Here is a 12,392-nt window from a genome sequence, read left to right as displayed (position 1 = left end):
GTTAACGTGTGGTTTAGTACGTTCAAACTTGGCCTTTGCCATAATTTAATCCTCTTTTGTTAATATTAACCCAATGTCTTAGGTCATTTACTTTATTATCAACGCTTATAGGTTATGAAAATTTGACCCATTAAATTTAACAGGTCAAATTAGCTAACTTATAATTTTTTTCAGTGTCGAATAGGATAGAAGAATTTGACTGGTTTTAACAATCAAATTGCCCATCAAACTTATTCGTCATCATCTTTATGAGTGAATTTTTTGATGATTTCATCAGCAACGTTACGTGGTGTCTCAGCGTATTTTGCAAACTCCATTGAGTAGGTTGCACGACCTTGAGACATTGAACGTAATTGGGTTGCATAACCAAACATCTCGGCTAGTGGTACTTCAGCACGGATTTGTTTAACGCCGCCAAACATATCATCCATACCTTGAACCATACCACGGCGACGGTTTAAGTCACCCATGATATCACCCATGTAGTCTTCCGGTGTTTCAACTTCTACTTTCATGACGGGCTCAAGTAGAACAGGGTTTGCATTCATAAAGCCTTTACGGAAGGCCATAGAACCTGCCATTTTGAACGACAACTCATCTGAGTCAACGTCATGGTATGAACCATCATACAGTGTTGCTTTAATACCAACGACTGGGTAACCTGCAAGAACACCATTTTTCATACGTTCTTGAATACCTTTGTCTACCGCACCAAAGTACTCTTTTGGTACCACACCACCAACAACTTCTTCAGCAAATTCATATTCTTTGCCGTCAGCCGTATCAAGTGGCTCAAGACGTAACCATACATGACCGAATTTACCACGACCACCAGTTTGGCGTACGAATTTGCCTTCTTGTTCAACAGTGTTACGAATCGTTTCACGGTAAGCTACTTGTGGTGCACCCACGTTAGCTTCAACGCTAAACTCACGTTTCATACGGTCAACAAGAATTTCTAAGTGAAGCTCACCCATACCGCTGATGATAGTCTGACCAGATTCTTCATCGGTGTGAACACGGAATGACGGGTCTTCTTTTGCCAAACGATTAAGCGCGATTGACATTTTTTCTTGGTCAGCTTTGGTTTTTGGTTCCACTGCCAATGAAATAACAGGATCTGGGAATTCCATGCGCTCAAGGGTAATGATATTGTTTTCGTCACATAGGGTATCACCTGTGGTTACATCTTTTAGACCTACAAATGCAACGATGTCACCTGCGCGAACTTCATCCACTTCTTTTTGTGAGTTAGCGTGCATCTCAACGATACGGCCAATACGCTCACGTTTCATTTTCACTGGGTTATAAACAGAGTCACCTTGTTTAGCAACACCTGAATAAACACGTACGAAGGTTAAGTTACCCACGTATTTGTCATTCATGATTTTGAACGCAAGACCAGCAAATGGTGCATCATCCGATGATTCACGCGTCGCTTCAGTTTCAGCTTTGTCATCTAACACACCTTTGATCGCATCAACGTCATTTGGTGCTGGTAAGAATTCGATAACCGCATCAAGCATACGTTGTACGCCTTTGTTTTTAAACGCAGTACCACAAAGCATTGGTTGAATTTCGCCCGCTAAGGTACGTGCACGTAAGCCTGCTACGATATCTTCACGTGATAAATCACCTTCTTCTAGGTATTTATCCATCAACTCTTCTGAAGATTCAGCCGCTGCCTCAACCATGTTGCTGCGCCATTCATCGACGGTATCAACCAAGTTAGCAGGAATTTCTGCATATTCAAATTTCATACCTTGAGAAGCGACATCCCAAATGATGGCTTTCATCTCTAGAAGGTCAACAACCCCTTCAAAGGTATCTTCTGCACCGATTGGCACAACCACAGGTACTGGGTTACCCCCAAGACGTTGTTTTACTTGGTCAACAACGCGGAAAAAGTTTGCTCCTGTGCGGTCCATTTTGTTTACGAACGCAAGACGTGGTACTTTATATTTGTTTGCCTGACGCCATACTGTTTCTGACTGAGGCTGTACACCACCAACCGCACAGTAAACCATACATGCACCGTCAAGTACACGCATTGAACGTTCTACTTCAATGGTGAAGTCAACGTGACCGGGGGTGTCAATGATGTTAATGCGATGCTCTGGGAATTGATGACCCATACCAGACCAGAAACAAGTCGTTGCCGCTGAGGTAATAGTAATACCACGCTCTTGCTCTTGTTCCATCCAGTCCATGGTTGCAGCACCTTCATGCACTTCACCTAGCTTATGGTTTTTACCTGTATAAAACAAAATACGTTCAGTTGTTGTCGTTTTACCCGCATCAATATGTGCAGAGATACCGATATTACGGTAGCGATTTAAGGGTGTTGTACGTGCCATAGTTAATTCCTAAGGACTAAAGATTAAAATTATTCCATTATCAATAAACAGTTATGTCTTAAAATGAATAATAATTAGTTTTAACATTTGATTGAAAGATCGACAACCAACTAGATAAAAGAAAGCCTTACTCTTGACATAAGTGCTGTATGATAAGAGCTTGCCATGACAAACGCATGACAAGCTTCTTTTTCAATATGAAATATTGGGCTGAATTTGCAAACTTCAAGTCACCCAATATCATCTATCTTATTATAAGCTAATTGCTACCTAGGTGATAGCAATCAGTATCAATTAGAAACGATAGTGTGAGAACGCTTTGTTTGCGTCAGCCATACGGTGAACTTCGTCACGTTTTTTCAGTGCATTACCTTTGCCATCAGCTGCGTCTAGCAATTCACCTGCTAAACGTAAAGCCATAGATTTTTCAGAACGTTTTGCAGCCGCATCAACTAACCAACGCATTGCTAATGCAGTACGACGGGAGGGACGTACTTCCATAGGAACTTGGTAGGTAGCACCACCCACACGGCGAGCTTTTACTTCCACCATTGGGCGAACTCTTTCTAACGTATCTTCAAAAAACTGGACAGGATCAACGCCCGAGTTTTTTTCTACAACACGGTCTAATGCACCGTATACGATTGATTCTGCAACTGATTTTTTACCGTCAACCATTACATGGTTGATGAATTTAGCAAGTGTTTTGCTACCAAATTTAGGATCTGGTAGGATTTCACGGGCAGCGATGACACGACGTCTAGGCATGATAATTTCCTTGTGTATTCAGGGTAGTCTGGTAGCTAAGCGGTTGCTTTTCACCAGCCTTACTGCATAGTGTTGCAAAACTATAATCAACTATGCAAACAATGTTAAAAAATGGGGTAAAAAACGGCTAAAATTATGCTTTAGGACGTTTTGCGCCGTATTTTGAGCGGCCTTGTTTACGATCTTTTACGCCTGCACAGTCAAGTGCGCCACGAACGGTATGGTAACGAACACCTGGTAAGTCTTTTACACGACCACCACGGATAAGTACAACACTGTGCTCTTGTAGGTTGTGACCTTCACCACCGATGTAGCTTGATACTTCAAAACCTGACGTCAAACGTACACGGCATACTTTACGCATCGCTGAGTTTGGTTTTTTTGGTGTGGTAGTGTATACACGGGTACACACGCCACGGCGTTGTGGGCAAGCTTTTAATGCTGGCACTTTTGATTTTTCAGTAATGGTATTGCGACCTTTACGAATTAATTGATTTGTAGTTGCCATAAGGCACTCTCTCCCGTTTGTTGTCAAAAAATCTCTAAAAACCGCTAATAAGCTATTTTTAGGACAGCGTATTATAGAGATTTTTGTTGGTTTTATCAACTAAAAAATCACCTAGAAGATGCGAATGGTGATTGTTAGAAAAATTTGAAAAAAGTGGGGAAAGGCAAATTATCAAACATCGTGCTTATCGAGCACAGAGTATCTAACACACTGTGAATTACATCACAATAGACTAAAATAAAAAAGACTAAAACTAAAAGAACCAATGCGCTAACTTTGAAAACCTTAAGAAACTTATCGGTTAAAAGTCAACGCATCGGTTCTAGCTCAAGTTATTATTTATTGTTATTATTCAATGATTCCAAAAAATTCAATTTAATGATGGTGGTTTTAAGTAATTGTAATTTTAAATTTCTTATTTTTTTTATAATTTTTTTAAATTAACAACGTGATGTACTGACATTTTACTTTTATTTATTGGGGTTGTTAGTGGTTATTAAGCTTGTCATCCGTTGTTAAATCTATTTTGCCAAATTTAAGCGGGTTGGTCTTTTTAGATTTGGTGAATAACGTTGATATTGATAACTAAAAATGTGACGTTGCTGACGGGTTGTGTAAAAGTTTGTGTGACATGACTTAAAGTAACGAACTTTATCGTAACTAGCCTTAAATTAATAAGCACTCGCTACAACTAATAAAAAAGGTAAAAGCCAGACAGCTAGCTTTTACCTGGTTATATTAGCGCAAGATTATTCTTCAGTCATATGCGTCAACTTCGGCGCGGGGGCGAATACCGACATCGCAATTTCAATCACTTCATTGATAATAATATTGTTGTAAGCCGTACCCAAGCCAACCGCAGTGAGTGGAATAACTTTATGTAAAAAACCGAAATTAAACTGCTCAATGTTAATGTTAAACTGTGTCGATATTTCTTCTAGTTTGGTTAATATCCCCATCGCTGATTGGCTGTCTTCTTCGGCAAGCACTGCCGCTCTATATTCTTCAATCGACTGGTCGGTCATCGCTTCAAATATACCCAAGCCTGCGAGCAAAGTTTGCTTTTCTTGCAATTTATTGAGATCCACTTTAGCTAAAATTTCATAAGCGATGGCGATACCTTGTTGTCCCGTCAACGGACGGTCATAAATTGCACTGATTTGGAAAATCGTCCGTAAACACACCGCCAACAACCACATTGTATCTACCAAAATACCGGGTAAACCTGCCAAATTACTAAGTCCACCCAAGGTAGCTAAAGCACGGTTTTGATCGCCAATACTACGAGCTAAGGCTTGTCGTTCACTAGCAACCAAAGTGTCTTTAAAACGCGCATCACGCGCCAAATCAAAATTTGCCCAATTTTGCGACAGTTTACCGACTTGGGAAAAAACCGCATCCGTGGCTTTATCAAAACTTGCCTTGGGGATTATTGAGGTCGCCATTTTGGTATAGCTGCCAAATGGGGTTTTACCGAGTAATTTTTTTGATAGTTTGGGAATATGCTCATGAAACGCATTTTTATCGTTTGATAAGGCTCGTTGAAGGCTATCAAAATCAATATCTGCTAGGGGTTTGGTTTGTATTGTGTCTTTTGCGCTCAGTTGTGCTAATTTTTGACCTAGGGCTTCAAAGACACGGCGGCTAATAGAAATAGAGGTTGACATGAGAGTTATCCTTAATATTATGCTTTTTATTGGAAAATAATACTTTAGTTGAACAGCGTAAAGAAAGTGACCGCACTTTTCAACTTTAATGCGTAAAGAGACGTTACACAATGATAGCTTTTGTCGATTTGTTTGAGTGTTTCGCATATATCGAATTTTGGTAAAGACAAGATAATTAACTATAAACGTGATGAATAGCTGTGGCGTAAGAAATATTTTGTAACATTTTTGGGGAAAAACTAGGCAGGTGAAATCCAGAGGGGTACAATAGCGTGATATTTATCATCAATTGATTAAACCAAAAGGAATGGTATATGCAGCGCGTTGTAATCACAGGGGCAGGACTTATCTCGTGTATTGGTAATGACTTAGCCACAGTCAGCGAGTCGCTACAGCAAGGCAAATCGGGCTTGGTATTTAATCCAATTTATCAAGAAAAAGGCTTTAAAGCCTGTGTCTCAGGTAGTATTGATGACGATAACCTAGATACCTCGAATATCGATCGCAAACTTAAACGCTTTTTGTCAAAAGCCAGTTTATACGCCTATCTAAGTGCGCTACAAGCAATCGAGCAAGCAGGATTGTCATTAGCAGATATTGCCCATAACACTAATATCGGCGTGGTAGCAGGTTCAGGTGGGGCATCGAGTGCCGATGTGGCGGCAGCGGTCGACGCAATGCGCGAAAAAGGCTTGCGCGGTGTCGGCGCGATGGCAGTGCCAAAAACCATGGCAAGTACGGTATCAGCCAGTGTTGCAACGGGGTTAAAGATTGGCGGGGTTAGCTACTCTATTGCATCAGCTTGCGCGACCTCAACGCATTGTGTGGGTCATGCCATGGAGCTGATTCAATTGGGTAAGCAAGACATTGTGATTGCAGGGGGCGGCGAGCAAGAAGACTGGACACAATCTTGTATGTTTGATGGTATGGGTGCGATGAGCACACAATATAATGACAAGCCGCAACTCGCCAGTCGCCCTTACGATGCAGATCGAGACGGCTTTGTGATTGCAGGCGGTGGCGGTATGGTTGTGGTTGAGAGCCTAGACTCTGCGAAACAACATGGCGCAACAATATTAGCAGAAATTGTCGGTTATGGCGCAAGCTCTGATGGTGCGGATATGGTGGCACCCAGTGGCGTAGGTGCTATTAACTGTATGAAACAAGCGCTTAAACAAGCAGGCTTAACCACGGTTGACTATATCAACACCCATGGTACCAGTACGCCGATTGGGGATATTACTGAGCTTGAAGCGATTCGCCAGGTGTTTGGTGGTGATGTACCCCCGATTAGCTCAACCAAATCAATGACAGGTCATAGTTTGGGCGCGGTAGGGGTGCAAGAATTAATTTATTGTTTATTGATGCTCAATCAAGGCTTTATTGCGCCCAATATCAATATTGAAAACTTGGATGAAAAAGCCAAAGATTTTGATATTGTGCGTGAGAAACGGGATGCAAATCTTAATACGATTATGACCAATAGCTTTGGCTTTGGTGGTACCAATGCCAGTTTAATCATCAAAAAGTTTGTTGAATAAATACTGATGGACCGTCATAATTGATTAAAAATAGGCGATGACAGTTACCCGATTGTCATCGCTTTTTTGACGCTACATATAATCATAAAGGTAAAGCATGTACCCAATGCCAAGTTTACAACATCTTGCGCCCTCTCAACTCATCACCCTGTTACAGCAGTTTAATGCGACCAATAATCATGCAATCTATCCGATTTGGCTCGATAACGAGGGTCAAAATGTTATCGGTTTATTGCCAAAAACAATTTTTGAAATACATTCTCAAAATCAGCTTACCCAAAAGCAACGTCAAAATTGCTCATTCGATGATGTTGGGTACTGTGATACTGTGATTAACACTGGTGCTGATACTGCCACTGATAGGGCAACTAAGGGTATTGATATTGGCGAATTAACTGCTGTGCTTGAGGCTTATCAACACCAGCAGCTATCATCTAAGCAGTCTGCTATCCAACATACCGCTAATGTGGGCTACCAAGATGGCCTGATGGGGTTTATTAGCTACGATTTATCAGCGCATCATTTAGCAAATGCAAACCATGTGCAAGCAAGTGCAACTCACGGGGAAGCCAGTTACTTAACGCCCAATCAGCCGCAACTATTTTTGGGACATTATGATATTTATTTGACCTATCAATACGGGAAGTGGCATTTACATACCACCACTGAGGAAGCCATGGCGCAAGCCGTCACCATCGAAAACTGGCTGAATAATTTAGTCAGTGACGCCAACCTTCCTACACCAAAGCCGCTTAGCTTGTCACCTTTATGGCAAAAATCTGCGTACCACCAAGCTTTTAACAAAATCCAAGACTATTTAAAAGCAGGGGACTGTTACCAGATTAATCTTACTCAGTGCTGGCAAGGTGAGTTATCCAATCAGCAGTTGGTCGATTATTTGCCAAGCTTGCATCAGTCCACCCAGGCGCCGTTTGCAGGATATCTAGCACTCGGCAATTACGAGTTACTAAGCTGCTCGCCAGAGTTGTTTTTTACCTTTGCAAAAAACGCGCAAGGCGAAAATTGCATCATTACCAAACCGATAAAAGGCACGCGCCCACGCGGACAAAACGTAGCTGCTGACCAAGCCAATAAAAATGAACTTGCTAGCAGCGAAAAAGACATCGCCGAAAATGTCATGATTGTCGATTTACTGCGCAATGATTTGGGCAAATATGCCAAAACTGGGACGGTAAAAGTCCCAAAACTGTTTGATATCGAAAGTTTTAGCAATGTGCACCATATGGTGAGTACCATCACCGCCACGCTCAAAGATAACATCAGCCCTTGGACTGTATTATTTGAAAGTCTGCCTGCTGGCTCGATTACCGGTACACCCAAAAAGCGCGCAGTAGAAATCATCAATGAATTGGAAGCCAAACCGCGCGGGGCTTACTGTGGTACGATGGGGTATCTCAATTTTGATGGCACAGGGCAATGGAATGTGCTGATTCGTACGCTACAAGCTTTAGATAATAATGTTAGTCTGTGGGCAGGCGGCGGCATCACGATTGCGTCAGACTGTGAGGCAGAATACCAAGAATGTTTTGATAAAGTAGGAAATTTACTAAAAATATTGCACCAGTAAAGTTACAACAACCTGCCATCAAGTGCGGTATTGAGTTCAGCTGCACTGATGGGCACGCTTTCGTCCTCAAATGGATTAAACACTAGCTCAATATCATAAAAGGCGATATGGGTATCCACAATCGCCAATTTTTTGCGACCCAGCTGCTGGCTAAATGCCAATAACTGTGCTTGATGAGCAAAGCGATAAGTCACCACCTCGCCTGTTTCGATATTTTGGCATTTGATAAAAAACTGAATGCTAGGGTCACTCACAGCGGTCAAACCAAATTTGTTAAGGTATCTAGTAAGCGCTGATTTTGTTCTGCCGTGCCGATGGTGATACGCAAATAATCGCTAATTTTTGGTTTGTTAAAATGACGAACAATCACCCCTTGCGCCCGCAATTTTTCAAATACCTGTATGGTTTCCCCCATTAAAGCAGGTGGTTTGGCAAACACAAAGTTGGCTTGTGAAGGCAAGACAGTAAAGCCTAATTGGGTCAAAGCTTGCGTGACATCATGGCGTAGTGCGATGACTTTTTGGTTGCAGGCAACAAAATAATCGTTATCTTGTAAGCTGGCAACTGCACCTGCTTGGGCAAGGCGATCTAGGGGATAGCTGTTAAAACTATTTTTATAGCGATTTAATGCTTCAATGAGTGAGTGATTGGCAAACGCCATGCCGACACGCAGCCCTGCTAACGAGCGAGACTTTGAAAAGGTTTGGGTCACCACTAGGTTATCATATTTATCAATCAAACTGACGGCAGAGGCATTGGGTGTGTCTGCAAAATCGATATACGCTTCATCAATCACAATCACCGCATTGCGATGTTCTTGTAGAAGTTTTTCAATATCCGCCAGCGGCAAAAGCACCCCAGTTGGTGCATTGGGATTGGCAATAATAATACCACTACACGGGCGGCGATAGTCATCAACATCAATGCTAAAATCGGCTTTGAGCGCAATGGTCACCAAATCCACGTGGAAAGTATCGGCATACACAGGATAAAAACTGTAACTAATATCAGGGGTTAATACCGAACGGTCTTTGACAAAAAAACAAGCAAAAATATGCGCCAAAACTTCATCAGAACCATTACCGACAAAAATTTGATTGGGGGCTACCTGATAAACTTGTGCCATCACCGCACGGAGTTCATCGGATTCTGGGGCGGGGTAGCGCTTTAAATGATCGGCTTGATTGAGCAAAACTTGTGCGATGGCTTCAGCGACTTTGGGGGAGGGTGGAAAAGGGTTTTCATTGGTATTAAGCTTACACAGATTGTCATGCTTGGGCTGTTCACCCGGTGTATAGGGCGTTAGGTTGCGAATCAAGGTACTCCACAGTCGAGTGTTAATTTCGGGTGTTGCATCTGCGTTTGAAGTAAGCGTATCCACCATGACAAATCCTTACAAGATAATCAATGTGTTAAATCAATGTGGCCAGTCAATTTGCTAAGTCAATTTACCAAACCAATGCGCCAAAGGCTGGCACAAACAATACATAGTAGCATAAATTGGTTAAAAATTTATCTACCGCAGCCCACTAATATCATAAAATTTGGGCTCAACGGTTGAGCAAGACGGATAGACAGTGAATTTTTAGCCGTTATGTGAATAAACCGTGCGCTGGCTTGACGAATATGTTAAAAGATAACCTTTTAACTCAAGCCTGTTAAACCAAGCCCGTTAAAACAAGCCCATTAAAATAAGCTTATTAAATCATCCTTGATAATAAGTTACCTAGTTAAAATTTTGGAAGATGTATGAAATTCTCAGCGTCGCAATCGAGCGAGTCGAATATTCTCCCTGCTGCTAACGCGTCTCAGATGTCGGTAGCAACTGCCCCGATCAAGGCATTAATTATCACGGTAGTCATTGCCATTTTATTATTGGCTATCAATATGCGCGCGCCCATTATTGGGTTTGGTGCGGTAGCAAAACTGGTTCAGCAAGATTTGGGGTTAACGACCAAAACCATTGGTTTGATTGGTACGATTCCTGTCATGGCATTTGCATCGAGTTCGTTTGTTGCGCCTATGCTGTCACGGCGGATTGGCTTAGAAAACACCATGATTTTGGCAACCAGTTTGCTTGCTATCGGTATTTTTGTGCGGGTGGCGCATCCGCAATTAGGATTTTTGCTAGCGGGTACGGTGCTGCTATCGTTGGCGATTTCACTCGGCAATGTGTTAATCCCTGCCGTCATCAAAAAATACACCCCCAATCACATTGGGCTGGTGATGGGAAGCTATTCGATGTTTTTATCGGTGTTTGCCGGCTTTGCGTCAGGCATTGCGATGTGGCTTGTCAGCTTGTCCAACTGGCAATTTGCACTGGGGGTATGGGGCTGGGTCTCCGTGGCAGCGGTAGCAGCTTGGCTAATGGTCGCCCATTTGCGGTTACGGCAAAAAATTAGCACCCATGATGATAATATCATCAACCAAGCGGTTGCCGAAGCAGCACAACCAAGCCGAAAGTCAGTCTGGAAAATCCCGATGGCGTGGTGGATTAGTGCGTTTATGGGTTTGCAATCACTACTTTATTATACGCTTGCCAGTTTTTTACCGTCCTTACTCATTGATAAAGGGCTGAGCAAAGCGCAAGCAGGCAACGTGGGCATGGTGTTTCAATTGGTCGCTTTTCCTTCGATTTTACTGTTGACCAAATGGGTTTCTAGCCAGTGGAATTTACGCACTTTAGCGTTGCTTGCCGCAGTGGGAAACTTGGTGGGTGTGTTTGGCTTTGGGTTTTTGCCCCTGCAAGGCTGGGTATGGGTTTGGAGTATTGCATCAGGCTTTGGATGTGGGGTGATTTTCACCTTATGTATGATGATTTTTACCTTAAAATCAAAGGATAGTCAACAAGCCGCTGAACTGTCGGGGATGGCACAAACAGTGGGTTATAGTATCGCGATAACCGGTCCGATTGTGACAGGGTGGCTTAAAGACTTGAGTTATACTTGGACACTATCGATGGGGTTTTTAACGATTTTAATGGTACTTAATTGTGTGTTTAGTTGGTTGGCGACGCAAAACAAAGCGATTGAATAGCGAGGAAAATTTGGGGTAACCTTGCGCGTTTTACCCGGCATTTTTATGTTAAAGGCTTGTGTATCTTTCAGCTAAATTGAGTAAAAAATCCTGTTTATTGCCCGCTTTTTATCTATACTGTGAGCGTCATTACCAATGTAACTCGTAATTCACGACAATGCAATTAACGGCAAACAACGGCAATAGTGTTGGTAATGCTCTATTTTATCCTTAACAACTATATAGCCAATCTTGGTAGCCAATCATAAGATAACGTTGTCTAGTCAAGATTAGCCATCTTATAAAATTAGCCACAAAAAAATCATCAGAGGAAAATAACATGTCAAACGATAAGCGTATTTCAGACACAATGGAACAAGCGTTAAACAAGCAAATGATGGAAGAAGCCACGCAAGCGCAGGCGTATATTGCGCTCGGTAGCTGGGCAGAAGTGAACAATTACCCAGGCATTGCAGATTTTTTCTACAAGCATTCGGCTGAAGAACGTAACCATATGTTCAAATTTTTGGCCTATATCAATGAGCGTGGTGGCGAAGCTAAAATTGAAGCGATTCCCGCACCGCGTGACAACCCTGTCAGTCTTGAAACCTGTATCGAAGACGTTTGGCAACATGAGTTAGAAAATTCAAAAAAAATCTATGCACTTGTGGACCAAGCCATGGCAGAGCGCGATTGGGCAACGTTTAATTTCTTACAATGGTTTGTCAAAGAACAAATTGAAGAAGAAGCGTTAATCAATAACCTACGTGATAAATTTGCCTTGGCATCAAAAGATAAGGCAGATAACCAAAACTTCTATGAATTGGATAAAGACATGGCATCAGCTTCTCAAGAAGGTGATTTGCCACGGGAAAAATCGGTTGAATAATTTTGCCTGCATAAAAAAAGCTGAGAATTAATCTCAGCTTTTTTTGTACTTCATTATTT

The 12,392-nt window shown here is 42.1% G+C and carries 10 protein-coding genes; 4 read left to right on the top strand and 6 right to left on the bottom strand.

Going from position 1 to position 12,392, the window contains the following annotated elements:
* Positions 1-230 precede the first annotated feature (230 nt).
* From fusA to RT422_RS10380, 4 genes are all read right to left on the bottom strand, one after another.
* Entirely contained in the window at positions 231-2,357 is a 2,127-nt protein-coding gene (gene fusA, locus RT422_RS10395; RefSeq protein ID WP_100270337.1) for an elongation factor G, read from the bottom strand.
* Positions 2,358-2,651: 294 nt separating this feature from the next.
* The gene (gene rpsG / locus RT422_RS10390) at positions 2,652-3,125 is read right to left on the bottom strand and encodes a 30S ribosomal protein S7 (RefSeq protein WP_007116467.1); all 474 of its coding nucleotides are present in this window, start codon (positions 3,123-3,125) and stop codon (positions 2,652-2,654) included.
* 133 nt (positions 3,126-3,258) lie between these two features.
* Entirely contained in the window at positions 3,259-3,633 is a 375-nt protein-coding gene (gene rpsL, locus RT422_RS10385) for a 30S ribosomal protein S12 (RefSeq protein ID WP_007116468.1), read from the bottom strand.
* A 749-nt stretch (positions 3,634-4,382) separates the two neighbouring features.
* The gene (locus RT422_RS10380; RefSeq protein ID WP_313422194.1) at positions 4,383-5,300 is read right to left on the bottom strand and encodes an EcsC family protein; all 918 of its coding nucleotides are present in this window, start codon (positions 5,298-5,300) and stop codon (positions 4,383-4,385) included.
* A gap of 314 nt (positions 5,301-5,614) precedes the next feature.
* Between RT422_RS10380 and RT422_RS10375 the strand changes: the two genes are divergently transcribed.
* Entirely contained in the window at positions 5,615-6,841 is a 1,227-nt protein-coding gene (locus RT422_RS10375; protein WP_313422193.1) for a beta-ketoacyl synthase N-terminal-like domain-containing protein, read from the top strand.
* 106 nt (positions 6,842-6,947) lie between these two features.
* A complete protein-coding gene (locus tag RT422_RS10370) occupies positions 6,948-8,429 on the top strand; it encodes an anthranilate synthase component I family protein (RefSeq protein WP_313422191.1) in 1,482 nt (493 codons plus the stop codon).
* 2 nt (positions 8,430-8,431) lie between these two features.
* Here the strand turns inward: RT422_RS10370 and RT422_RS10365 are convergent, their stop codons facing one another.
* Together RT422_RS10365 and hisC are read right to left on the bottom strand one after the other, a co-directional pair.
* A complete protein-coding gene (locus tag RT422_RS10365; protein ID WP_313422189.1) occupies positions 8,432-8,683 on the bottom strand; it encodes a hypothetical protein in 252 nt (83 codons plus the stop codon).
* A 5-nt stretch (positions 8,684-8,688) separates the two neighbouring features.
* Entirely contained in the window at positions 8,689-9,813 is a 1,125-nt protein-coding gene (hisC, locus tag RT422_RS10360; RefSeq protein WP_313422187.1) for a histidinol-phosphate transaminase, read from the bottom strand.
* 365 nt (positions 9,814-10,178) lie between these two features.
* Here hisC and RT422_RS10355 point away from each other — a divergent pair, with 365 nt between their 5' ends.
* A complete protein-coding gene (locus tag RT422_RS10355; protein WP_313422185.1) occupies positions 10,179-11,465 on the top strand; it encodes an MFS transporter in 1,287 nt (428 codons plus the stop codon).
* A 319-nt stretch (positions 11,466-11,784) separates the two neighbouring features.
* Positions 11,785-12,333 (top strand): ferritin, encoded by a 549-nt coding sequence (locus RT422_RS10350; RefSeq protein WP_313016218.1) that lies wholly within the window; start codon positions 11,785-11,787, stop codon positions 12,331-12,333.
* The last annotated feature ends 59 nt before the right edge of the window (positions 12,334-12,392 follow it).

Source organism: Moraxella sp. CTOTU49803, assembly GCF_032097965.1.
GTDB lineage: Bacteria > Pseudomonadota > Gammaproteobacteria > Pseudomonadales > Moraxellaceae > Faucicola > Faucicola tetraodonis.
Note: the sequence above shows the minus strand (reverse complement) of the source record. Positions and strands in the feature narration are given on the sequence as shown.